Source organism: Dentiradicibacter hellwigii, from assembly GCF_041770905.1.
Lineage (GTDB): Bacteria > Pseudomonadota > Gammaproteobacteria > Burkholderiales > Rhodocyclaceae > Propionivibrio > Propionivibrio hellwigii.
Map to the genome: position 1 here is coordinate 80,963 of NZ_JBEUWX010000002.1, position 22,460 is coordinate 103,422.

A 22,460-nucleotide genomic window follows, 5' to 3' on the forward strand; every position below is an offset into this window, starting at 1 on the left:
GCCCGTCTCGTTACCTCATATAAAGGATTCTTATGACTTCCCTTCTCTCTTCTGCATTTGTCTATTTGGGGGCAGCGGTGCTGATCGTGCCAGTGTCAAAGCGGCTTGGTCTCGGCTCGGTGCTGGGTTATCTGCTGGCAGGCATCCTCATCGGCCCGATATTCCATTTCGTCGGCGCGGAAACGCACGATGTGCAGCACGTTGCCGAATTTGGCGTGGTGATGATGCTGTTCCTTATCGGGCTCGAACTGGAGCCGGCGATGCTGTGGAAGCTGCGCGCCAAATTGTTCGGCCTCGGCGGTTTGCAGGTCGTCCTGACGATACTCGTGATTGCCGCGCTTGCCATGCTGCTGGGGCAGCCGTGGCAGGTGGCGGTCGCCGCCGGTTGCGTCCTGGCGCTCTCATCCACCGCGATTGTCTTGCAGACGCTCGGCGAGAAGGGCTTGCTCGGCAGTCCGGGCGGACAATCCGCGTTTTCCGTGCTGCTCTTTCAGGATATCGCCGTCATTCCAATGCTGGCGCTCTTGCCGATGCTTGCCCTGCCGGGGCTGACTGGACACGCAGAGAGTCATGAAGCGGCGACCCTGCTCGATGGCATGCCCGCCTGGCAGAAAGCGGCGCTGATTGTCGCGGTCATCGGCGGTATCGTCGGCGGCGCCCACTTCCTCACCCGCCCGTTTTTCCGCTACATCGCCCGCTCACGCTTGCGCGAGATATACACGGCGACGGCGCTGGCGCTGGTGGTCGGCATCGCCGCGCTGATGAGCCTGATCGGCCTCTCACCCGCGCTCGGCGCCTTTGTCGCCGGGGTGGTACTGGCGGACAGCGAATACCGGCACGAACTGGAAAGCACACTGGAACCGTTCAAAGGTCTCCTGCTCGGCCTCTTCTTCATCACCGTCGGCGCGGGCATCGATTTCGACCTGCTCTTTAACGAATTTGGCACCATCCTCTGCCTGACGCTGGCGGTGATGCTGGTCAAAGCGGCGGTGCTGCACGTCCTCGGCAAACTTTTCCGCCAGCGCGGCCTGAACAACCGTCTCTTCGCCCTCAGCCTTGCCCAGGCGGGGGAATTCGGCTTCGTGCTGCTGTCCTTTGTGGTGCAAAACGCCGTGATGCCGCAAGCCGTGGCGGATCGCCTGCTGCTTGTGGTGGCGCTCTCCATGCTGTTCACGCCGCTGCTCTTCATCGTGTACGAAAAATTCCCGCGCGCAGCCGCTGTCGGACAAGACCCGCGCCAGGCCGATACCATCGCCGAAGAAAACCCCATCATCATCCTCGGCCACGGCCGCTTCGGGCAGATAATCGACGGCCTCCTCGAATCCTGTGGCTACCACACCACCGTCATCGACTACGACGTGGAAACCGTGGAAGGCCTCCTTGCCAGATACGGCATCAAAACCTACTTCGGCGACGCCTCCCGCCCGGAACTGCTGGAAGCAGCGGGCATTGCCAAGGCACAACTGCTGGTGGTCGCCATCGACAACGCCGAACGGGCCACCGCCATCGTCGAAGAAGCGCGCAAACGCTACCCGCAGCTGCCCATCCTTGCCCGCGCCTACGACCGCCGGCACGTTTACGCACTCTACCGCGCAGGCGCACAGGAAATCGTCCGCGAAACCTTCGACGCGGCGATGCGCAGCGGGCGGATTGCCCTGGAAATGCTCGGCATGGATATCGCGCTGGCGCAGAAAATCAGCGACTTCTACTATCACCGCGACCGCCACAGCGTGCGCCTGATGGCGGATGCCTACGATCCCGACCTGCCCCGCTTCGGCAACGAACGCATGGCGATGATTGCCAAAGCCGACGACGCCGAAACAGAGGCGATGATTGCGGCGCTACTGCGTGGCGAAGAAGTGGACTGGAAGCCGGAAGCGGATTTGACCGCGCCGTCGCCATAACCGCTTGCCGGATAAAGAAAACACCCGCCACGGCGGGTGTTTTTACAGGGATTGCCGCGCGTACCCCATCAAGCGGGATAAATGCTGGTTGTTCGGAATTCCCCCTTCCGGCCTTCGGCCACTTTCCCCCGCAAGTGGGAGAAAGGGTTTCGTGCCAAGCGGCATGACTGGCGATATGATTGAGCCCATTCTAAAGGCTGCTCTGAAACCTTTATCAACAGGGCATCTCAGGGCGCCCCTTATTTCATACACCGAATACTCGCGCAATGAATACCTTGTCCCACGCCAGCCAGACCGCCCGCCTGACCCGCGACGCCCTCGACCCGGCGCGCAGTGTTGTCGTCGAAGCCTGCGCCGGCAGCGGCAAGACTTGGCTGCTGGCCTCGCGCATCGTGCGTTTGCTGCTGGCAGGCGTTGCGCCGGGCGAAATCCTGGCCATCACCTTCACGCGCAAAGCGGCGCGCGAGATCGAAGCGCGCGTTATCGGCTGGCTGCGCCAGCTGGCGATGGAAGAAGACGCTGCCATCGATAATTTTCTCGCCGAGCGCGGTCTGGTGGCGGATGCAGCTGATCCCACGCTGCGGCAGGCGGCGCGCGGGCTGTATGAACGGGTTCTGGCAGCACAGCCGGGGCTGGCGGTCAATACCTTTCACGCCTGGTTTCTGCAACTGGTCGATGCGGCGCCGCTTTCCGCCAATCTGGCGGGGGTGTCGCTGATCGAGCCGGGTGTACGGCAGTTTGACGAACTCTGGCGTGCCTTTGTCGCCACGCTGCCCGGTGAGCAGGCGCAGCGCGTGAGCGATGATGTGGATCCTGCGCCGGCGCTGGTGCGTCTGCTGGAGACGGCCGGACTGGAGGCCGTGCGCCGCCTTATCCACCGGGCGTATGAGCGGCGCAGCGAATGGCTGGCCTTGGCCGAGGCAGACGGTGATTCGACGACGCCTGCCGCGCGCGTAGTGTCTTCTCTGCAAGCCCTGCTGGGCGCGGGTGCGCCGGGAGAGGCGCTGGCGGCGTTTTTTGCCGATGGCTGGCCGGGGGACTGGCAGGCGTATCTCGGCCTGCTGGAAATGAGCGAGCTGAAAGGCGACCGCGCCAGTGCGGCGGCGCTGCGTGCGGCGCTCGCCGAAGCGGACGCAGACGCGCGCTTTACCCTGCTGCGCGCCGCCATGCTCAATAAGGACGGTTCGATTCCCGTCAAGAAAGCGGGCGCTGCGCTCGACAAGCGTTATACGCCGGCAGGCGCGCGGCGTTTTCTCGCGCTGCATGCCGCGCTGTGCCAGCGTCTGGTTGATTGCGGCGAGCGTCGGCTGGCGGAGCACATTCTCGCGTTCAATCGCGATGCCTGTGTCGTATTTACCGCGTTTCTCGCTCATGCCGAGGCCATCAAGCAGGGGCGGCGGCAGATCGATTTTGTCGATGCCGAATGGCGCGTGCTGCAACTGTTGCGCGCGCCGGAGACGTCGGCCTTTTTGCAGGCGCGGCTGGATGCGCGTTACCGCCATGTCCTGCTCGATGAATTTCAGGATACCAATCCGCTGCAATGGCAGATTCTGCGCGCCTGGCTGGATGCCTATTCGGATGACTGGCGTCCGCGCATTTTCCTCGTCGGCGACCCCAAACAGTCGATCTACCGTTTCCGCCGCGCCGAGCCGAGGCTGTTCGGGATTGCGGCCGATTTTCTCGTGCGTGCCTATGGCGCGCTTCGCTGCACGCTGGATGCGACGCGGCGCAACGCACAGCCGGTGGTCGATGCCGTCAATGCCGTATTTCTCGGCCTGCCGGAATTTGCGCCTTTCCGCGCGCAGACGACGTTTGCCGAAGGCATTCCGGGGCGTGTCGAACTGTTGCCGCTGTTTGGTGCTGACGCCGGCGGCCCGACAGGTGAAGCCGAGGCTGGAAGCGCGGCAGATGCGGCTGCCAATACTGCCGCGGCAGATGCCGGTAAAGCCCGTGTGGACGGGCATTTGCGCGACCCGCTGACCGAAGCGGCACAGGAAACCAAAGACCTGCGCCAGATCCGGGAGGCAGAGGCGCTGGCAAAAAAGATTAGAGAGATTGTCGGTCATGCGGGCGGCAGCGCTTGGCAGCTCCATGATCCCGATAGGATGGGCGGCGGGCCGCGCCCGGCGCGTTATGGCGACATCCTGCTGCTGGTGCGCACGCGCAGCAAGCTGGCTGTCTATGAACGCGCGCTGAGCGCCGCCGGAATTCCCTATGAAGCGGCTTCGCGCGGCGGCCTGCTGGCAACGCTGGAAGCCAGTGATATTGCGGCCTTGCTTGAATTTCTCGCCATGCCGCTCGATAACCTCAAACTGGCGCATGTGCTGCGTTCGCCGATTTTCGCGTGCAGCAACGAGGAGCTGTTGCTGCTGGCGTTTCCGCAGATTTTGCCGCCGCTTTCGTCAAACGCCGCGCCGCAATCGGTCCCCGATTCATGGTGGCGGCGCCTCACTGACCTTGCCGCTGGCGGGCAGGTGCCGCCGCGCCTGCTGCGGGCGGCGCGTCTGTTGGCATCCTGGCTGCGCATTGCCGGAGATTTACCGACGCACGATTTGCTCGACCGCATTTATCACGAAGGCGAAGTTTTTCCGCGCTATCGTCGGGCGAGTCCGGAATACCGCGCCGCCGCCGTCGAGGCCAATCTGAATGCGTTGTTGCTGCTCGCGCTCGACCTTGATGGCGGGCGCTATCCGAGCCTTTCCCGCTTTGTCGATGAACTGCGCAATCTGCGTGAAGCCGACGCCGGCGATGCGCCGGACGAAGGGGAAGTCGTTTCCGCGCAGACGGCGAGCAATCGCGTGCGTATTCTGACGATCCATGCGGCCAAAGGGCTGGAGGCGCCGATCGTCTGGCTGCTCGATGCCAACGCCGCAGCGCGCCCGGCCGAGCCATGGGATGTCATCGTCGATTGGCCGCCGGAAGAAGCTTCGCCGCGGCATTTTTCCTTTTTCGGCCGCAAGGACGCGCGCGGCGCGGCGCGGCGTTTTCTCTTTGATGCGCAGGCGCAGGCGGCGCAGCGCGAAGAACTGAATCTGCTTTACGTGGCCATGACGCGCGCGCAGCAGGTGTTTATTGCCAGCGGCAGCGAGCAGGGCCGAAAGAGCGACAGTCCGCAGTCCGAGGAAAAAAGCGCGTACCGTTTGCTCGAACACGCGCTGGAAAGTGTGCAGACATTGCCTGTTGAACCGGGCAGCACTCTGGTTCATGGCGATGATTTGACCAGGGCCGCTCCCGTCGATGCGGAAACATGTACCGCGACAATGTCCGTGCCCGCGCAGGTTCTGTCGCCAACGGCTGCGCCGGCTTTCACTGCGGTAGGCAGCCTGCGGCCGGCGTCGGATGATGCCGCGCGTTTTGGCACGCTGCTGCATGCGCTGCTGGAACGCCTGGCCGATGGCGGCCGTATCGACCGGCTCGAAGCGTTTGCGCACTGGCGTATTCCCGGTTTTGACGAGGAGGCGCACCGACGTGCCTGGCCGGTCGTCAAGCGGCTGCTCAGCGCGCCGGCGCTACAGGTGTTTTTCGACTCCGCGCGTTATCGGCGGACATGGAACGAAATCGAACTGGCCGATCGCGACGGCCGTTTGCTGCGCATCGACCGGCTGGTTGAGCTTGACGATGCGTTGTGGGTGCTCGATTACAAGAGTTCGTCGGGCGAAACGGCGCGCCTTGATGCGTACCGAGAACAGGTGCGCGGCTATTGCCGCGTGCTGGCGGATATTTTTCCGGACAGGACAATCCACGGTGCGCTAGTGTTCGCCGACGCCGAATTGCTCGAAATCGAATGAATACGACGGTGGGGCGGTCGGAGCGGCAATTTTGATGATTCCGCTTGAGTTCTGGCGGGCGGATGTTCCCGGCCAGCGCGGGCAGCGCAAGCCTGCCGTCATTGCGTTGATGTATACTGCGCCGCCGTGTAAGCGCCTAAGTGCTTGAAAATCCGTTTGTAGAAACCTTTTTGTTCAACTACCGTCATGGAATGAAAAATGGCTACGTCCGCTAAAGCTTCCTCTGCAAAGAAAACCCAAACTTCCAAGCCCGTTTCCAAAATTTCCAAAAAAGCCGCTGTGCCCGCCAAGAAACCCGCCGCAACCAAGGCCGTTGCAAAATCCGCTGCCGTGAAAAGTGTGAAGAATGTGGCGGCGGTAAAAAAAGCGGCCGCCAGGCCGGCAGCGGACGCAGTGAAGATTTCCAAGGTCATCGGCCGTCAGATTCTCGATTCGCGCGGAAACCCGACCGTCGAAGTCGATGTCGTGCTCAGCTGCGGTTTTGTCGCGCGTGCCGCCGTGCCTTCGGGTGCATCGACGGGCGAGTTCGAGGCGTGTGAACTGCGCGACGGCAACAAAAAGGTGTATCTCGGCAAAGGGGTGCTGAAGGCGGTGGCCGCCGTCAATGGGCCGATCGCCAAACTGCTTAAGGGCAAGAATCCGCTCGATCAGCGCACGCTCGACGAAGCCATGATCGCGCTTGATGGAACGACCAATAAATCCAAGCTGGGCGCCAATGCCATCCTGGGCGCTTCGATGGCGATTACCGTCGCCGCCGCGCATGTCAGCAAGATGCCGCTTTGGAAGTACATCGGCAAGTTGCACAAAAACAGGGAATTCGTATTGCCGACGCCGATGGCCAATATCATCAACGGCGGCAAACATGCCGACAACCTGATCGACTTCCAGGAATTCATGATCATGCCGGTCGGCGCCAAGACCTTCTCGCAGGGGCTGCAATGGATTACCGAAATCTTCCATGCGCTGAAGGGCATCCTCAAGAAGGCCGGCCATGTGACGGCAGTGGGCGATGAAGGCGGTTTCGCACCGAATATTTCCAATGATGAAGCGCTCGAAGTCATCATGCAGGCGATCGCGGCGGCAGGCTACAAGCCCGGCAGGCAGATTGCCATCGCACTCGACTGCGCTTCGTCTGAACTGTTCGATGAAGGCGGACGCAAGGGATACAAGTTCTGGAAGTCGAATCCGGAAAAGCTGTTTACAGCTGACGATATGATTGCCAAGTATCAGGCGTGGTGCAAAAAGTATCCGATTGTCTCGATCGAGGATGGCCTGGATCAGAACGATTGGGAGGGCTACGTCAAATTCACCAAGACCTTGGGCAAGAAGGTGCAGATCGTCGGCGACGATTTCTTCGTCACCAATCCTGACCGCCTCAAAAAAGGTATCGAGATGGGCGCTGCCAACGCCATTCTGATCAAGGTCAACCAGATCGGCACCGTCACTGAAACACTCGATGCCATCAAGATGGCGCAGAAGGCGGGCTACGGCGTAATTTCCTCGCACCGATCGGGCGAGACGGAAGATGCATTTATCGCCGACCTGGCTGTCGGCACCGGCGCCGGGCAGATCAAGACCGGCTCGCTGTCGCGCACCGACCGGATCTGCAAGTACAACCAGTTGATCCGGATCGAGGAACAGCTGGGCGCCAAGGCCGTCTTCAAAGGGCTGAAGGCGATCAAGGGCGCGGGCTTCTGATTACGCCGGCTTGTCCCGGAGAGGCACCGCTGCGGCGGTGCCTTTTTGTTGTTTCTGTTGTTGCGTGGCGGCGTCCATGGCCGTTTTTCAGGCCGGTATAATCCGCACCGCATGTGTTTTGCCTGAGTTTTATCGATGAATTACACCGCAGAATCCATTGCCGTTCTCAAGGGTCTGGAGCCGGTTCGCCACCGTCCGGGCATGTATACGCGAACCGATTGTCCGTTGCATATTGTTCAGGAGGCCATTGACAATGCGGCCGACGAGGCGCTCGGTGGTTATTGCCGGCAGATCACCGTTATTCTTCACTGCGACGGTTCGGTGACTGTACGCGATGACGGGCGCGGCATTCCCGTCGAAATTCATCCGACGGAAGGCGTGCCGACGGTCGAAGTCGTTTTTATGCAGCTGCACGCTGGCGGCAAGTTCAATAAAAACGACGGGGATTCGGCCTACCGCTTTTCCGGCGGGCTGCATGGCGTCGGGGTTTCCGTGACCAATGCGCTGTCGAAGCGTCTGGAGGTTGAAGTGACCCGGGGCGGCGGGGTTTATCGCATTGTCTTCGCTGACGGCGCTGTGGCCGAGCCGCTCGTTCGCGTCGGCGATGCGGCCAAGCGGGCGCACGGAACCCAGGTGCGCATCTGGCCGGATGCCCAGTTTTTCGATTCGCTGGAAATTTCGCTGACCGAACTTGAGCGCCTGCTGCGTAGCAAGGCCGTGCTTCTGCCGGGGCTGGAGATTTCGCTGAGCATCGAAGACGGCGAGACGAAGCGCTGGCGTTATGAGAAAGGGATGGCGCAGTATCTTGCTGGGCAGATCGTTGATGACCTTGCCGCACCGATTTTTACTGCGGAAAACCATGCCGCAGAGGGTGACGAGAACTTTCCCGCCGGTTCCGGCGCGGCCTGGGCGCTGGCATGGTGCGCCGAAGGTGCTCCGGTGCGCGAGTCCTACGTTAATCTGATCCCGACTCCAGCCGGTGGCACGCATGAGACCGGCTTGCGGCAGGCGGCACTCGATGCGGTGAAAGGTTTTGCCGAACACCACGCGCTGTTGCCTAAGGGAATCAAACTGGTCGCGGATGACGTGGCGGCGCGCCTCTCCTTTGTTCTGTCGGCGCGCATGCTCGACCCTTCATTTCAGGGGCAGACTAAGGAGCGGCTCAATTCGCGCGATGCTGTTGCACTGGTTGCGCGCATGCTGCGTGACCCGCTGGAGTTGTGGCTGAACGAGCATCCCGATGAAGCCAAAAAAATTGTCGATCTCGCCATTCGGGCTGCGCAGGCGCGTACTCGCGCCGGGCAGAAAGTCGAGAAACGCAAGCAGTCGGGCGTTGCCATTCTGCCGGGAAAGCTGTCTGACTGTCAGAGTGAAGACATCACCCGCAATGAAATCTTCCTTGTCGAGGGCGACTCGGCAGGGGGGTCGGCCAAATCCGGGCGTGACAAAGAATTGCAGGCGATCTTGCCGTTGCGCGGCAAGGTGCTCAACACCTGGGAAGTTGATCCAGGCAGCCTGTTTGCCAATCGCGAGGTGCACGATATTGCCGTGGCGCTTGGTATCGACCCGCATACGGCCGATGCTCCCGATACGACGCTCGACGGGTTGCGTTATGGCAAGGTCGTCATCATGACTGATGCCGATGTCGATGGCAGCCACATCCGCGTCCTGCTCTGCACGCTGTTCTATCGGCATTTCCCGAGACTCGTTGCCGGCGGGCATCTCTATTTTGCGCAGCCGCCGCTATACCGGATCGATGTGCCGGCACAAGGTAAAAAGCGTCCGCTGCGCAAACTCTATGCGCTCGACAACGCGGAGCGCGATACTCTCATCGAACGTTTGGGGCGTGAAGGCGTCCGACCGGAAACGCTTGTGGTTTCGCGGTTCAAGGGGCTGGGAGAAATGAACCCCGAGCAGCTTTGGGAAACGACGATGTCGCCCGATACGCGTCGGCTGATGCGCGTGCGCTTGCCGCTGGCGGCAGAGGCGCTGCCGGTCATGAATATGCTGATGGCGCGCAATGAGTCGGCCGGGCGCCGTGCTTGGATGGAGGAGAACGGTGCGCTGGTTGAGGCGGAAAGCTGAAAAATGGCGGAAATGTCGCTTCCGGGCGACAGAAATATTTGCGTTGAATCAGGCGTTTGCCTGTTAGCAAGCTACCAGTGTCGTGCTGTGGCGACGAGATGTTTATGAGAATCTTGGTGCAATTCAATCAATTCATTGATTTTATATGAGTTTCAATCCTGGCCTGATTTTTGCAGTGAGAAAACTGCAATACACTTGTCTTAATTTTTGGAGCACGTGAAATGAAAACGATGAAATCCAGCCTGAATTCCAAAAAAAACCTGTTTGCCATCATAGTGGTGTGTGTGGCATTGGCCGGGTGTTCCAATATGAGTAAGCGTGAAAAGAATACGGCCGTTGGCGCAGCTGTGGGCGGCGTCGCAGGCGCTGTGCTGACAGGCGGCTCTTCGATGGGTACCGTTGGTGGTGCGGTCGTAGGTGGTGTGATTGGGAACCAGGTCAAGCGCTAGGCTGTGCGTGTTTGCTGCGTAACCCTTGTATGCGAATTGCACAGGGCATGATGCTGACGATATGCACGATGTATGCGATGTGCTTATTTTTGGCTGATTGTCCGGGTGTTTCTGGCTTATTGATGCGCCGTCGCGTAGTTATCAGATGGATGGCTACGCGACGTACCGTGTTTGGTTGATGGTGTTCGTTCGCAGCGTTGATCGGTAGTAATCGGTAGTACACTCACGTTTTCGCTGAAGGTCGGCTGAGTCCGGCCTTTGCTGTTTTTACAGAGATTTTATTCCTGACGGATCGATTGAGTCGAGTGTATGCCTGATATTCAGACGCCTGATTTGTTTGAGAAAGCCCCCTCCGTTTCATCTTCGCCTCCTGGATCTCCGGTGATCCCTCCCGGATCGTCTCGGCCGACCACGGTTTCTGATGATGGAAGCGAGAGTCTTCTGTTGCATGAATCGGCTGCACGCGACTATCTTGAATATGCGGTGGCCGTGGTTAAAGGACGGGCATTGCCGGATGTTCGGGATGGGCAGAAGCCGGTACAGCGGCGCGTTCTGTTTGCCATGCATGAGCTGGGGCTGGCGGCGGGGGCTAAGCCAGTCAAATCCGCGCGCGTGGTGGGCGATGTCATCGGCAAATATCACCCTCATGGAGACGCTTCAGCCTACGATGCCATGGTGCGTGTTGCGCAGCCGTTTTCATTGCGTTACCCGCTGGTTGATGGGCAAGGAAATTTTGGCTCACGTGATGGTGACGGCGCAGCGGCGATGCGTTATACCGAGGCGCGGTTGACGGGGATTTCTGAGCTGCTGCTTGGCGAACTCGATGAAGGCACGGTCGATTTTCAGCCCAATTATGATGGTGCTTTCCAGGAACCGGCCTTTTTGCCGGCGCGGTTGCCGTTTTCCCTGCTGAATGGCGCATCGGGTATCGCCGTGGGGATGGCTACCGAAATTCCGCCGCACAACCTGCACGAAGTTGCGGAAGCGGCGATCTGCCTGATCCAGAATCCGCGCGCTGATCTGGCCGAGTTGCTGCAACATGTGCCGGGGCCGGACTATCCGGGCGGCGGACAGATCATTTCCGCACCTGCCGAAATCACGGCGGCTTATGCCAGCGGACGCGGCAGTCTGCGCGTGCGCGCCCGGTGTGAATTTGAAGAAATGGCACGCGGTGCCTGGCAACTGGTCGTCAAAGAGCTGCCGCCCGGCGTATCGAGCGCCAAGGTGCTTTCGGAAATCGGTGCGCTGATGAACCCGCAACCGAAGCCGGGCAAAAAGAGCATTGATCCTGCCGCCGCGCACCTGAAGGCGCTGTTTGCCTCGCAGCTTGACCGTGCGCGCGACGAATCGGGTAAGGACGATGCGATTCGCCTGGTATTTGAGCCAGTCAGCTCGCGCCAGAAGCGCGAGGAGTTTCTGGCGCTGTTGCTGGCGCATACCAGCCTGGAAACGACGGCGCCAATCAATCTTGTCGCTGTTGGCCTGGATGGCCGTCCTTGCCAGAAAAGCTTGCTTGATTTGCTGGATGAATGGTGTCGCTTTCGCTTGGCTACGGTGCGCCGGCGCAGTGAATTCCGCCTGAACAAAGCGTGTGAGCGTATCCATATTCTGGAAGGTCGGCGCACCGTCTTTCTGCATATCGACGAGGTGATCCGAATCATCCGCGAGTCGGACGAACCCAAGCCGGCGCTGATCGCGCGCTTTGCACTTTCCGAGCGGCAGGCCGACGACATTCTGGAAATTCGCCTGCGCCAACTGGCGCGCCTGGAAGGCTTCAAGATTGATCAGGAACTGGAAAAACTGCGCCACACCGAAAATGATCTGGAAAAGCTGTTATCCAGCGATACGCTGCTACGTAAGCTCGTTATCAAGGAAATTCGTGCCGATGCTGCCCAATACGGTGATGCGCGGCGTACACATATTGAAGCGGCCGCTTCCGCAACGCGCAGCGAAGTGGCCGTTGTTGCGGATGAGCCGGTGACGCTGATCGTTTCTGCCAAGGGCTGGGCGCGCGTCCGCCAGGGACATGGCCTCGATCTTTCATCGGTTGCCTACAAGGACGGCGATGGCGCGGGCGTAATCTTTGAGTGTCGCTCGGTCGATTCGCTCGTGATCTTGTCGACCGAGGGACGCGCTTTCACAGTGCCTGTTGCGGTATTGCCCGATGGACGCGGGCTGGGCGCGCCGCTGGCTTCATTTGTCGAGCTGGGCGGCGGTAAGCTGGCGCATGTGCTGACCGGTCGGCCGGACGAGGAATTCCTTTTTGCCAAGACCTCGGGCTATGGATTCATTGCCACGCTGGGCGATCTATTTTCACGTCAGAGGGCCGGCAAGGCGTTTCTAACAATGGAAGCGGGCGCGGCCATCTTGCCGCCGTCACCGCTGGGCGCAGGTGAGCGGCGTGCCGATCATGTCGCAGCGTTGTCTGAAGACGGCCGCTTGCTGATTTTTCCGATCGACCAGATGAAGAAACTCTCTGGCGGCAAAGGCGTACAGATCATCGGGCTTCGTGAGGGCGAAACGCTTAGGGCGGCGATTGCTGGTCGGGGAGCCATCGTGTGCGTGCGCGGCATTTTCCGCAATCGCCCGAAAGAAATGCTTTCTGAAAGTAAGCACATTGGGCAGCGTGCACGCCGTGGTTCGCCCATCGGACTAATCACGCAGGCAACAATTACGCCGCTCAATGAGATGGGCTGATCGTTCGCCTTACCCGCTGTATTGTTGTCTCTGTCATCCAACAACAGGAGAGAACGTTAATGGCAAAAGTAATTTGATCCCGGATTGACCTTGCCTGATGTGGCAGAAATGGTCGATGCGCATGAAACACTGGAAGATCGCACTTTTTTGCCTGTCGGGCGGAAATAACCGATAATCCAAACTCTTACTGAAAGGAGAAAAACCATGAGCAAACTGACACAAACCCTGATTGCCGCTGCAATTTGTCTGCCCCTGATGGCCGCGTGCAACAAGGATGATCAAAAACCTGCTTCCCCTGCCGAAACCGCTGCACAGGAGGCGGGTGCCGCAATTCAGAAAGCGGGTGAAGCCGCTCAGGATGCAGCCGTCAAGACAGGTGAAGCTGCCCAGGAAGCGGGTAAGGAAGCGGCAGCTGCAGTGAGCGAAGCGGCTTCCAATGCGGTTGATAAAGCCAAGGAAGTTGGCGAACAGGCCAAGGATGCGGCGAGCGCAGCCGCCGACAAGGCAGCGACAGCGGCTGAGCAGGTCAAGGATGCTGCAACAGAGGCCGCAGACAAGGCCAAGGATGCTGCTGCGGAAGTCGTCGATAAGACCAAGGCGGTTGCCTCTGAAGTCAAGGAAGGTGCCAAGGAAACCGTACAGAACGCGCAGGAAGCCGCGAAGCAGTAATTTTTGTGAATTGTTTATGTATGGGATATAGGGGCTCTAGTTAGGGAAGCTTAGGTTCCTTCTCTCCTAACTGAAATTCCATATTGCTTTTACCAGACCGGGTGCGATTTGCCGATGAGTTCGGCGGGGTGCCCGGTCTGAATTTTATTGGATTGAAAAATACGGGGACGATTGGATTGATTTGTCCGTAATTCTTTGGTGGTTGGCTTTCCTTAGTGTTTTGCGTCAGCCTCCCCACCAAGCGCGGCAAGCAGATCGTCAAACAAACGGGCGAGTTCACCAGTCATCAGTGTGAAATCAAGGTCGAAACGTTCGGCTTCATTGTCAGCCAGTCCGTCGTTTTCTTCTTTGAGGATGTCGAGGAAAGATAGGCGCTTGATGCGCAGCTTCTCGTCAAGAATGAACGAAATCCGGTCATTCCACGTCATGCCAAGACGGGTGACGATCTTGCCTTCAGCGATGTGATGGCCAATTTCTTTGCCCTCTAACGAGTGGCGCGTGTAGCGTACTAAAGCATTTTCCGGGGAACGCAGCTCGATGTCTTGGTCTATGGTAAAATCGGCGGGCGCCTCGCTGGCCGCCATCCATGCGGTCATGGCCGAAGTGGGCGTGCGCACAGGCGCCGGTAGCGCGATGGAGAAGCCCTCAGCGGTTTTCAGCAGGCACTCGGCCAATTCTTCCGCTTTGGGTTGAGAGCCGGTATCGACGACCAGCCAGCCATGCAGTGGGTCGATCCAGGCAAATATGGTGTGCCGGCAGGCAAAAGCACGCGGTAGTAATTCGATGGACAGCGATTCACGCAGGTCACGCAGCTCCTTACGGCTGACGCGCCGGCCTTCAGTGGCTTCAATTGCCTGTGCGCGCTCATTGGCCATTTGACGTATGACGGTAGTGGGCAACAGCTTTTCCTCAATGCCCAGCGCAATCAGCCACTGGCGATTGACAGCATGTACGAACGTACCATCTGCCAAGGGCGGTACCCAGCCCAAGCGCCGTAGATCGCTGGGGGCGCAGGGGTGCAACGCGGCACGGGCAAGAGCGGTCTCAATAGTTTCGAGGGCGCTATCGTCAAATGCAGGCAGCCTGAATAGCTGGAGATTTTTGAACCACATGAGAGGGAAGGCGGAATTCTGTAAAAATGTAATTATAAAAGCGAAGCGGTGAAATATACCGCTCGGATGCTGAATGCGACATCGGGTAAGTTCATCGGTAAGAAGAGTATTGAACGCCGTTGTCGGAGTGGTTCATAATACAGGTATGAACGATCCTCAATCATTTGATATTCGCCGCCGAATTCGTGAATTGTTGGCAATCCCCGATCGGGATCGCAGCGATGCGGAATGGGATGAGCTGAATGAGCTTGAAATTCGTACGGCGCCGGGCAATCGTGACAACGGGTACACGTTGGATCGTGGCGAAGGTAAGCGTGGTTTTACGCCAGGACGACGGAGTCACCAGGGACAAAAAAATGCCAATTCCCGTCAGGAGAATTGGTTGCCACAGGAAAAGGAAAACCGTCCCGATGTGCGTCGCCAGGAAAATAAAAACCGCTCACCACTCAAGCGATCGCATCGGCGCGCCAAATCACGCCCGCCGCGTGAGAATCAGACACAGGGGCCGAGTGATACGGGAAATGGAAATGGTTATCCAACCGGATTCACACATGGCGGTCGTACGGGAGAAGTAAGCGATGGCATGGCTTTTGCCACGCCTGCCGGCAGCGATAGAAATACCGGAAACGCCGACGGTAGCCAAGGTGACGGCAATCATGATTGATGGGTAGTGAAGGCCCTTGCAGAACTGATTGTTGATCAGGTTCCGGATACATAAATAAAAAAGGTGCAGACGTACCTTTTTTAATACGCTATCGCCCTATGTCAAATCTGCCAGCCAAACGCATTTCCCTTTGCTCTCCTTCTGGATTTCCGCAAGCAATGCTTCGTGTTCGGCAATTTCTTCGGGGCTGGCGCGCAGAACTCGCTGGTGGTGTGCACTTATGGTTAGGCGCTCTTCAATATGGCCCTGTCCGGTATTGCTGTCATCCGTCAGTTCCATGAGCAGGCTTTCCTGCCCGCGCGTCATGGCGATATATACTTCGGCAAGAATTTCGGCGTCAAGCAATGCACCGTGCAGTGTGCGCTTCGAATTGTCGATGGCGTAGCGTTCGCAAAGCGCATCAAGGTTGTTTCTCTTGCCCGGAAAACGCTCCTTAGCCATGCGCAGTGTATCCAGCACGGCACAGCAAACGCTCTCGATCGGCTCCATATCGAGTCGTGCCAGTTCGGCATTGAGGAATCCGATATCGAACGGCGCATTATGAATGATCAATTCCGCACCGCGCACAAAATCGAGGAATTCAGCGGCGATTTCGGCAAAGCGCGGCTTATCCTGTAGAAAATCTAGGCTGATGCCGTGGACGGCCTGCGCACCTTCATCGATTTCCCGCTCAGGGTTGAGGTAGTAATGAAAGTGGTGGCTTGTCAAACGGCGGTTATTGATTTCAACGCCGCCGATTTCGATGATGCGGTGGCCAAGCTTATGTTCCAGGCCGGTAGTTTCCGTATCGAGAACGATTTGTCGCATAGTGTTTTGCTTTGGGTTTGCGTGAGATTTACAAGGCTGCTTTCAAGGAAATGCGTTCAGCAGCGGAGCGTTAGGTCTCATGGGTTTGGCGGGTTGTTTGTCGAGTCATCAGGCAATTCATCGATACCACGATTGGCAAGGGTGTCGGCGCGCTCATTGCCTGGATGACCGGCATGTCCCTTGATCCACGACCAGGTGATTTCATGGCCTTGTGCCAGTGCATCGAGTCGTTGCCAGAGATCGGCATTTTTAACCGGCTTCTTGTCGGCTGTTTTCCAGCCATTCCGTTTCCAGCCATGAATCCACTGGCTGATACCTTTTTGTACATACTGCGAATCAGTATGAACATGGACAAACGCCTGACGTTTGAGCGCTTCCAGGGCACGGATCACCGCTGTCAGTTCCATGCGGTTGTTGGTGGTTTCATGCTCGCCGCCCCACAGTTCTTTTTCAGCCGTGCCTGCCTGCAACAATACCCCCCAGCCACCGCGGCCAGGATTGCCGCGGCAGGCGCCGTCGGCGTAGATATGCGTGATGACTTCAGTGCGCTTCATGGTAGCTTATTCAGTTCCTTGTCGAGTGTTTGCTGCGTTACGGTGGTGAACGTCTGGCGTAGCGCGTGCTGTTGCCTCCAGTCAGACAGGACAAGGTGCATGCCGCGAACCCGCTTGACAGCGCGCAGTAAATAGACGCCGCCGGCGAAGCTCCACCAGCGATCACCTGCCGATTCCATGAAATGGAAGCGGCGCAACCAGTGTTCGTGTTGGAAAGGCGGTACATAGCAGCCAAAATTGCCACGATCAACCTCAAAACTGAGCAGGTTTAGCCAGTCGCGTAGACGTAACACAGAAATAAAGTTGCCGTTATCCGGAAACCCCTGACGGTTACGCCGGATAAAACGTCGGAGCCCCCAAAGTGAAACAGGATTGAACCCGGTAATGACGACCTGACCGTCGGGAATCAGGATACGCTCGACTTCTCGCAGGATCTGATGCGGATCGTCATGTGATTCCAGCACATGCGGCATGACGACCAAATCGATACTGGCCGAGGCAAATGGAAGCTCGCATAAGCTACAGCGTACATCGACGGGGCCTGATTCACCGACGATCTGACGCATCGGAATGCGGCTATGGGCAAGGAATTTGACCTGTGGCAAGCCGAGTTGCAGCGCATTATAGCCGAACACATCGGCAACTTGCGCATCGACGTGGGGTTGCTCCCAGTTTATGACGTAGCGGCCGCGTGGGGTTTCCAACCAGTCAGCGATGTCAGACGCATCATGCATGGTGCCGGGCATATTACGCATTGACTTTTCTTGCCGTTCTTTCACAATAATCCCATGTTCGAGCTACTGAATATTCATGCCCTCAAGGACAATTACATCTGGTTGCTGCGCAAGGGGGCGTTTGCCGCTGTCGTCGATCCGGGCGAAGCCTCTCCCGTGCTGGAAGTGCTGACACGCGAGAAATTGTCGCTGATCGCCATTCTCGTGACCCATCACCACGCTGACCACCAAGGGGGGATTGCCGACCTGCTGGTGCAGTATCCAGCGGCAGCGGTGTACGGCCCGGAAAAGGAGTCTATCACAGGCTTGGACCATCCTCTTTCAGGTGGTGAAACAATCGTTTTTCCCGAACTTGAGGGCATATTTCAGGTATTGGCCGTGCCGGGGCATACCCTTGGGCATATTGCCTATTTCAGCGCTGAGGCGGGTGTTTTGTTTTGTGGTGACACGCTGTTTACTGGCGGCTGCGGTCGCATTTTCGAAGGAACGCCGGCACAGATGTTCGACTCTTTGGCAAGACTTGCGGCTTTGCCCGAACAAACGCAAATCTACTGCGGACATGAATATACCGAGACCAACCTGCACTTTGCGCTGGCCGTCGAGCCGGGCAACCGGCGCTTGCAAAAACGTGTTGATGAAGTGAGCGTTCTGCGTGCCAAAGGATTACCCACTGTGCCATCAATGCTGGCGCTGGAAAAAGCGACCAATCCTTTTCTGCGTTGCCATGTCCCGGAAGTTATCGCCTCGGCGCGTGTGCATGGCGCTGTGAGCGATGATGCCATACAAGTTTTCCGAGCACTACGTGAGTGGAAAAATACTTTTTAGGGTTCGTGGGCATGGTGAATGAATCGATTACAATGAAACGCACGTTGAAGCCCGGCTTATAGATGGTGCTGCTCGGTAAGATCAGAGCTATCGCCATGTGATCATTGGTTTTGTTGATTGGCATGGCTTCTGCTAGAATCTCGCCCTGCCGGAGAGATGGATGAGTGGTTTAAGTCGCACGCCTGGAAAGCGTGTTCAGGGTAACACCCTGACGGGGGTTCGAATCCCCCTCTCTCCGCCAAAACCCTTGAAAAACGGCCGTTTCGGCCGTTTTTTGTTTCCCTCGTCATACTTGCCTTTACCCTGATTTACCCCTATTTTTTCCCGCTCAGTGTGACAAAATTGTGACAAACTTGGGATGAGGTAAAGAGTGGTAAAAGTAACGATGAAAAAGAATTAAGGTAAAGAAAAGTAAATATAACCACTTGAATAGTTAGAAAAAAAGAGTAAAATAACAAAAATGGACGTTGGGGGAAAAACGAGAAATTTGCCTTTTCGGCTCGGCCGGGCGGCCTGCTGCGGGCTATCCAAAGACCAGCTGGTTATTGGTCTGCTCGGTTGCGCGCTGATTCTCTGCGGATTTTTCGCTTTTTCGACCGGCATTGGTGCCGGCCAGTTGGCCATGGTCGGGGGTTTTGCTTGTCTTGTTTTTGCTTTTGTCATAACTTTTTTTGCCCTGATTCCCGGCTGGCCGAATGACAAGATCATAAATGATACGCCGCGGCCAAGAAAGATAATTATTAAAATCAATCGCTTAGTCTGGGAAAGTTGCCCGGGCGACCGTCCGCCTCGTTTCCGCCTCGCCTGACCGGCGAGGCGACAGATATCTATTTAGCATATTGCCTCGCCGAGTTCTTCGGTTTGATGCTATGCCATTAGCATCAAAAAGATTGACTGGCGCCGCCCCCAAAAAGGGGCGGCAAGCGAGGAAAAAATGCAAAATGCATATGATAAAGATAAACGGCGCGATGAGATTCTGCAGGAAATACTAAAAAAATCAAATGGTTCGCTTTGTGTGAGCGCAAAACAAGCGGCCGAAATAATGAACATTGCGCCACAAACATTATACAATCGTCATACTCACGGGACGCTGGCGATTCGACCGATCGAAGGCCTTCGTCCGCGTCTGCAGTTCGATGTCTTTGGCATAGCTGATGCGTTAGCGGAAGTAGAAAGTGTCGGAGGCGGTGGTGAACGGCCGCGGCGCGGCCCGCCGAGAAAGGAAGAGCGGCTGGCCGCCCATGCCGCTGGCATGAGTGTCACAGAATTCCGAAAGCATATTCGAAAGCATAAAAAGTCGGTCAATTGAAGTTGCTTTTGTCATAAAAAAAGCAATGAAAAAATTGGCTGATTTGATCGCCGATTGTCGAGTGAGGGCGGCGCGCGGGAAGCGCGCGCCGCTTCCCGAGGAGGCGCGGCTTCCCCAATGGCCCGATTCAATTCGAGCAGTGCCCAACGCGATCCTGCGCAGCTCACTATTCTCCTCGACCGGGCGAGGGCGGCGCCGCTACGCAGAGGGCGAGCCGCTTGCCGCGCTCGATGGAATCGAAATTTACTATACTGGGCAGCGCCTTGGTCAAGATGATCTGGACGTCTGGGAAAATTTGCTTCACGCTGTGCGCTCGCAGTCGCTAGGCGAGCAATGCCGCGTCACGTCATACTCGTTGCTAAAACTAATCGGATTAACGGACACGGGAAAAAATCGGGCGGCGTTACAGAAGCGCATCGAACGGCTTGTAGCCGCTGCTTTGACGATCCGGCAAGGTCGTTATATTTATATAGGCAGCCTGATTCGCTCCTCGGTTAAGGATGAGAAAACGCAGGAATGGGTAATTGAATTAGACCCGCACTTGCGTCCGCTATTTGACGAATACCAGTTCACACAAGTGGACTGGAGGATACGCCGCTCGCTTAATGGGAAGCCGCTCGCGCAATGGCTACACAGTTTTTATTCAAGTCATGCAGCGCCGTTTCCTTTTAAAGTACGAACATTGCACCAACTTTGCGGAAGCGAGGCAGTCCGCATGGATCATTACCGGCAGGATTTGCGCAAGGCGCTACTCGCTGTGAAAGAGGCATGCGCGGCTCACGGAAAGTGGTTCAGGTATGAAGTGTGCGATGACCTCGTATACGTCGAACGGCAGGCCAGCGGGTCGCAGCGGCGGCACTTGATCAAGAAAAAAGCCAAACTCACCTAGTGGCTGATGCCGTTCTAGCACCGGGGCAATACCGTTCTAGCACCGGGGCAATACCGTTCTAGCACCGGGGCAATACCGTTCTAGCACCGGGGTTGCCCATAAATAAAACAGCCAGAGAATCTAGCAATGGCAAGGGTTTCGTGGGTTGTGGATAACTCTGCTAATCGTTTACTAATCTTTTTTAATAAGAGCGTCTTGTCTGCGTGATGCGTAAAATATACCCATTAACGCTATCTGTCCGCCACCGGTCCCGGAGTTAGGCGCGGCTGACATTAAGCGCCTATCCTGACTATTGCCCGAATCTAAGGTTTCGCCGAAAACCCACTGCATTTGTCCGATCTTCAGGAAGCGCGCTGGCGAGGTTTTCTTGATGCTGGGAATATCCTTTTATAGGCTAAGGGTCGTTTTTGCCGTATAGCGCGTTTATGTGCGTTTTAGGGGGTAATTCTGGGTTCTGGGTCTGTCGGACGACCTGCTTTAGCTACAGGCTGGGTACAACCGCTAGTCGGTCTAACAGAAATGTAGTAACATAATCGTATGAAAACTAGATTCGAATGGGACTCAGACAAAGCAGCCAAGAATTTCAAAAAGCACCGGGTGGGCTTTGAAACGGCCGTTCGTGTCTTTGCTGACCCGTTTGCATTGGTCGAACAAGATCGCATTGAAAACGGTGAGTACCGCTGGCAGACCTTGGGAATCGTAGATGGCTATCTACTGTTGCTAGTTGCCCATACTGTCCGGGATGATCAGGACGGCACAGAGGTGATACGCATCATTTCGGCGCGTCGCGCCGAACCGAAAGAAAGAAAACGCTATGAACAAAATTGTTCGCTATGAAGTTGATCTGGGCAGCCTTCCGCCCCTGACCGAAGAGCGCAAAGCCGAACTTCGTGCACTGGCTGACCGGCCTGACAGCGAAATTGACTACAGTGACATTCCGCCCTTGACGGAAAAGTTCTGGCTGAACGCTGTACGCAATCCGTTTTACAAGCCTACTAAAACATCTACCACGGTGCGGGTGGATTCAGATGTTCTGGCGTGGCTAAAGGGGCAAGGAAAAGGGTATCAAACGAGGATCAACGCCATTTTGCGAGAGGCCATGCTTCGCTCTTTGCGGCATAAGGAACGGGAACAGTCGTGACATGGGCTGTTCGTCATTTCAATGACTACTAACATCACATTCAAGTCAGATGCTTTCGAGTCTATCCACGAGTCCGCGCAGGCATTGCATCGGGTCGGTGCAATCGGCAAGACCACGCTGCGTAAGTTTGATGCAGCATGCTTGTATCACCTAGGCATACGCCCTGGTGAGAAAGTCACCGTTTCAATAGAACCAGATAGAACTATCCGGCTTTCTCCAGCAAAGCAAAAACTGTCGCTTGACGAGGTTTTGGCAAACATTGGCAAGGCAGACGTTTGGGGGTGTTCCAGTGCGGCAGGCGCTACGCTTTCAGCAGGAAAGGCAGAACGCCGCCAAGCCTCTGCAAGAAGAGCAAAGGCAAACGAAAGAAAGCAATTTCGTGAGGCGAATGCCTGACATCCACAATCCGCCACAATTGACTACCCAAAGCAACGAAGCTACAATGTAGAAACATTAAAGCCGGATAGCCAACAGAACAGGAACGCAAACCGCATGAAACTCAGTATTCAGAAATGGGGGAACAGCGCTGCCGTGCGCTTGCCCAGCGCCATGCTGGCGCAGCTCGGCGTCAAAATCGGGGATGCGTTCACTGTGGAAGTAAGCGCCCGGCAAGCCGTTTTGCGCGCAGCAAAACCACGCTACACACTCGATGAGCTTCTGGCGCAATGCGACCCGAATGCGCCTGCGCCTGATCTTGGCGGGTGGGACGACGCAAAACCTGTTGGGCAGGAGGTGTGGTGATGGCCGCTGCACGCTTCGAGCGTGGCGACATCGTTCGTGTCAACCTTGAGCCGGTGACAGGTCGTGAAATGCGGGGGGAAGCGCATCCCGCGCTGATTTTGACTACCAGGTCGTTTAATCAACTGGGCGACGTATTGGTAGCGCCCATCACACAGGGCGCAGATTACAGCCGCTATGCAGGCTTCGCAGTCAGCCTGACGGGTACGGGCTGCAAGACTCAAGGCGCGGCCCTGGTCAACAAGGTACGGATGCTTGATCTTGCCGCACGCCAAGCCAAGTTCGTCGAACGTGTGCCACAGTTCGTTATCGATGACGCCTTGGGCCGCCTTTTGGCCTTATTAGAGGTTGATTGATCTTCTCCTCACCCCAAAGGATGGGCTGCACCACGCCACAA

22 protein-coding genes and 1 tRNA gene are annotated in these 22,460 nt (G+C 57.2%); 18 read left to right on the top strand and 5 right to left on the bottom strand.

Annotated features, from left to right (window positions below; translation table 11 throughout):
* The first annotated feature begins 32 nt into the window (after positions 1-32).
* Together ABCS64_RS02625 and ABCS64_RS02630 are read left to right on the top strand one after the other, a co-directional pair.
* Positions 33-1,904, top strand: coding sequence for a monovalent cation:proton antiporter-2 (CPA2) family protein (locus tag ABCS64_RS02625; RefSeq protein WP_418890379.1), 1,872 nt, complete (start codon positions 33-35; stop codon positions 1,902-1,904).
* Between the two features lie 266 nt (positions 1,905-2,170).
* Positions 2,171-5,692 (top strand): UvrD-helicase domain-containing protein, encoded by a 3,522-nt coding sequence (locus tag ABCS64_RS02630; RefSeq protein WP_418890380.1) that lies wholly within the window; start codon positions 2,171-2,173, stop codon positions 5,690-5,692.
* A gap of 98 nt (positions 5,693-5,790) precedes the next feature.
* Here ABCS64_RS02630 and ABCS64_RS02635 read toward each other — a convergent pair whose 3' ends face one another.
* Positions 5,791-6,105 (bottom strand): hypothetical protein, encoded by a 315-nt coding sequence (locus ABCS64_RS02635; protein WP_418890381.1) that lies wholly within the window; start codon positions 6,103-6,105, stop codon positions 5,791-5,793.
* Here ABCS64_RS02635 and eno point away from each other — a divergent pair.
* The 5 genes from eno to ABCS64_RS02660 all read left to right on the top strand — a co-directional run bounded on the left by eno (position 6,086) and on the right by ABCS64_RS02660 (position 13,290).
* Complete coding sequence (gene eno / locus ABCS64_RS02640) at positions 6,086-7,390, top strand: phosphopyruvate hydratase (RefSeq protein ID WP_418890382.1); 1,305 nt, start codon at positions 6,086-6,088, stop codon at positions 7,388-7,390. The two genes, ABCS64_RS02635 and eno, sit on opposite strands and share 20 nt — an antisense overlap.
* A gap of 135 nt (positions 7,391-7,525) precedes the next feature.
* On the top strand, positions 7,526-9,475 hold the full coding sequence (locus ABCS64_RS02645) for a DNA topoisomerase IV subunit B (protein WP_418890383.1): 1,950 nt from the start codon (positions 7,526-7,528) through the stop codon (positions 9,473-9,475).
* A 221-nt stretch (positions 9,476-9,696) separates the two neighbouring features.
* Complete coding sequence (locus tag ABCS64_RS02650; RefSeq protein WP_418890384.1) at positions 9,697-9,924, top strand: glycine zipper 2TM domain-containing protein; 228 nt, start codon at positions 9,697-9,699, stop codon at positions 9,922-9,924.
* Between the two features lie 309 nt (positions 9,925-10,233).
* A complete protein-coding gene (gene parC, locus ABCS64_RS02655; protein WP_479686645.1) occupies positions 10,234-12,621 on the top strand; it encodes a DNA topoisomerase IV subunit A in 2,388 nt (795 codons plus the stop codon).
* 204 nt (positions 12,622-12,825) lie between these two features.
* Positions 12,826-13,290 carry a hypothetical protein gene (locus ABCS64_RS02660; protein WP_418890386.1) on the top strand — a complete coding sequence of 155 codons (465 nt, stop codon included), beginning with the start codon at positions 12,826-12,828 and terminating at the stop codon, positions 13,288-13,290.
* A gap of 212 nt (positions 13,291-13,502) precedes the next feature.
* Here the strand turns inward: ABCS64_RS02660 and ABCS64_RS02665 are convergent, their stop codons facing one another.
* Complete coding sequence (locus tag ABCS64_RS02665; protein ID WP_418890387.1) at positions 13,503-14,402, bottom strand: recombination-associated protein RdgC; 900 nt, start codon at positions 14,400-14,402, stop codon at positions 13,503-13,505.
* A gap of 109 nt (positions 14,403-14,511) precedes the next feature.
* Here ABCS64_RS02665 and ABCS64_RS02670 point away from each other — a divergent pair, with 109 nt between their 5' ends.
* A complete protein-coding gene (locus tag ABCS64_RS02670; protein WP_418890388.1) occupies positions 14,512-15,066 on the top strand; it encodes a hypothetical protein in 555 nt (184 codons plus the stop codon).
* Positions 15,067-15,162: 96 nt separating this feature from the next.
* Here the strand turns inward: ABCS64_RS02670 and dnaQ are convergent, their stop codons facing one another.
* The 3 genes from dnaQ to ABCS64_RS02685 all read right to left on the bottom strand — a co-directional run bounded on the left by dnaQ (position 15,163) and on the right by ABCS64_RS02685 (position 17,182).
* Entirely contained in the window at positions 15,163-15,873 is a 711-nt protein-coding gene (gene dnaQ, locus ABCS64_RS02675) for a DNA polymerase III subunit epsilon (RefSeq protein WP_418890389.1), read from the bottom strand.
* Positions 15,874-15,950: 77 nt separating this feature from the next.
* Positions 15,951-16,427 carry a ribonuclease HI gene (gene rnhA, locus ABCS64_RS02680; RefSeq protein WP_418890390.1) on the bottom strand — a complete coding sequence of 159 codons (477 nt, stop codon included), beginning with the start codon at positions 16,425-16,427 and terminating at the stop codon, positions 15,951-15,953.
* Positions 16,424-17,182, bottom strand: a complete 759-nt coding sequence (locus tag ABCS64_RS02685) for a class I SAM-dependent methyltransferase (protein ID WP_418890391.1) — start codon at positions 17,180-17,182, stop codon at positions 16,424-16,426. Before ABCS64_RS02685 ends, rnhA begins: the two co-directional genes overlap by 4 nt.
* Before the next feature lie 33 nt (positions 17,183-17,215).
* Here ABCS64_RS02685 and gloB point away from each other — a divergent pair, with 33 nt between their 5' ends.
* From gloB to ABCS64_RS02735, 10 genes are all read left to right on the top strand, one after another.
* Positions 17,216-17,986, top strand: a complete 771-nt coding sequence (gene gloB / locus ABCS64_RS02690; RefSeq protein ID WP_418890392.1) for a hydroxyacylglutathione hydrolase — start codon at positions 17,216-17,218, stop codon at positions 17,984-17,986.
* Between the two features lie 150 nt (positions 17,987-18,136).
* Positions 18,137-18,227 (top strand) — tRNA-Ser (locus ABCS64_RS02695).
* A 219-nt stretch (positions 18,228-18,446) separates the two neighbouring features.
* Complete coding sequence (locus tag ABCS64_RS02700) at positions 18,447-18,794, top strand: hypothetical protein (RefSeq protein ID WP_418890393.1); 348 nt, start codon at positions 18,447-18,449, stop codon at positions 18,792-18,794.
* Between the two features lie 126 nt (positions 18,795-18,920).
* Entirely contained in the window at positions 18,921-19,295 is a 375-nt protein-coding gene (locus tag ABCS64_RS02705; RefSeq protein ID WP_418890394.1) for a hypothetical protein, read from the top strand.
* A 25-nt stretch (positions 19,296-19,320) separates the two neighbouring features.
* Positions 19,321-20,184, top strand: a complete 864-nt coding sequence (trfA, locus tag ABCS64_RS02710) for a plasmid replication initiator TrfA (protein ID WP_418890395.1) — start codon at positions 19,321-19,323, stop codon at positions 20,182-20,184.
* A 537-nt stretch (positions 20,185-20,721) separates the two neighbouring features.
* Positions 20,722-21,021 carry a BrnT family toxin gene (locus tag ABCS64_RS02715; RefSeq protein WP_418890396.1) on the top strand — a complete coding sequence of 100 codons (300 nt, stop codon included), beginning with the start codon at positions 20,722-20,724 and terminating at the stop codon, positions 21,019-21,021.
* Complete coding sequence (locus ABCS64_RS02720) at positions 20,999-21,325, top strand: BrnA antitoxin family protein (RefSeq protein WP_418890397.1); 327 nt, start codon at positions 20,999-21,001, stop codon at positions 21,323-21,325. Before ABCS64_RS02715 ends, ABCS64_RS02720 begins: the two co-directional genes overlap by 23 nt.
* Positions 21,326-21,346: 21 nt before the next feature.
* Positions 21,347-21,721: an AbrB/MazE/SpoVT family DNA-binding domain-containing protein gene (locus ABCS64_RS02725; protein WP_418890398.1), complete on the top strand. Its 375-nt coding sequence runs from the start codon at positions 21,347-21,349 to the stop codon at positions 21,719-21,721.
* Positions 21,722-21,817: 96 nt separating this feature from the next.
* Positions 21,818-22,066 carry an AbrB/MazE/SpoVT family DNA-binding domain-containing protein gene (locus ABCS64_RS02730; RefSeq protein ID WP_418890399.1) on the top strand — a complete coding sequence of 83 codons (249 nt, stop codon included), beginning with the start codon at positions 21,818-21,820 and terminating at the stop codon, positions 22,064-22,066.
* A complete protein-coding gene (locus ABCS64_RS02735) occupies positions 22,066-22,419 on the top strand; it encodes a type II toxin-antitoxin system ChpB family toxin (protein WP_418890400.1) in 354 nt (117 codons plus the stop codon). Before ABCS64_RS02730 ends, ABCS64_RS02735 begins: the two co-directional genes overlap by 1 nt.
* Positions 22,420-22,460: the final 41 nt, after the last annotated feature.

Bases quoted from the DNA above. Each gene is read 5' to 3' on its own strand.
- ABCS64_RS02625 (WP_418890379.1), top strand. From the start codon at position 33: ATGACTTCCCTTCTCTCTTCTGCATTTGTCTATTTGGGGGCAGCGGTG.
- ABCS64_RS02630 (WP_418890380.1), top strand. From the start codon at position 2,171: ATGAATACCTTGTCCCACGCCAGCCAGACCGCCCGCCTGACCCGCGAC.
- ABCS64_RS02635 (WP_418890381.1), bottom strand. From the start codon at position 6,105: ATGACCTTGGAAATCTTCACTGCGTCCGCTGCCGGCCTGGCGGCCGCT.
- ABCS64_RS02645 (WP_418890383.1), top strand. From the start codon at position 7,526: ATGAATTACACCGCAGAATCCATTGCCGTTCTCAAGGGTCTGGAGCCG.
- ABCS64_RS02650 (WP_418890384.1), top strand. From the start codon at position 9,697: ATGAAAACGATGAAATCCAGCCTGAATTCCAAAAAAAACCTGTTTGCC.
- parC (WP_479686645.1), top strand. From the start codon at position 10,234: ATGCCTGATATTCAGACGCCTGATTTGTTTGAGAAAGCCCCCTCCGTT.
- ABCS64_RS02660 (WP_418890386.1), top strand. From the start codon at position 12,826: ATGAGCAAACTGACACAAACCCTGATTGCCGCTGCAATTTGTCTGCCC.
- ABCS64_RS02665 (WP_418890387.1), bottom strand. From the start codon at position 14,402: ATGTGGTTCAAAAATCTCCAGCTATTCAGGCTGCCTGCATTTGACGAT.
- dnaQ (WP_418890389.1), bottom strand. From the start codon at position 15,873: ATGCGACAAATCGTTCTCGATACGGAAACTACCGGCCTGGAACATAAG.
- rnhA (WP_418890390.1), bottom strand. From the start codon at position 16,427: ATGAAGCGCACTGAAGTCATCACGCATATCTACGCCGACGGCGCCTGC.
- ABCS64_RS02685 (WP_418890391.1), bottom strand. From the start codon at position 17,182: ATGCGTAATATGCCCGGCACCATGCATGATGCGTCTGACATCGCTGAC.
- gloB (WP_418890392.1), top strand. From the start codon at position 17,216: ATGTTCGAGCTACTGAATATTCATGCCCTCAAGGACAATTACATCTGG.
- ABCS64_RS02700 (WP_418890393.1), top strand. From the start codon at position 18,447: ATGGACGTTGGGGGAAAAACGAGAAATTTGCCTTTTCGGCTCGGCCGG.
- ABCS64_RS02705 (WP_418890394.1), top strand. From the start codon at position 18,921: ATGCAAAATGCATATGATAAAGATAAACGGCGCGATGAGATTCTGCAG.
- trfA (WP_418890395.1), top strand. From the start codon at position 19,321: ATGAAAAAATTGGCTGATTTGATCGCCGATTGTCGAGTGAGGGCGGCG.
- ABCS64_RS02715 (WP_418890396.1), top strand. From the start codon at position 20,722: ATGAAAACTAGATTCGAATGGGACTCAGACAAAGCAGCCAAGAATTTC.
- ABCS64_RS02720 (WP_418890397.1), top strand. From the start codon at position 20,999: ATGAACAAAATTGTTCGCTATGAAGTTGATCTGGGCAGCCTTCCGCCC.
- ABCS64_RS02725 (WP_418890398.1), top strand. From the start codon at position 21,347: ATGACTACTAACATCACATTCAAGTCAGATGCTTTCGAGTCTATCCAC.
- ABCS64_RS02730 (WP_418890399.1), top strand. From the start codon at position 21,818: ATGAAACTCAGTATTCAGAAATGGGGGAACAGCGCTGCCGTGCGCTTG.
- ABCS64_RS02735 (WP_418890400.1), top strand. From the start codon at position 22,066: ATGGCCGCTGCACGCTTCGAGCGTGGCGACATCGTTCGTGTCAACCTT.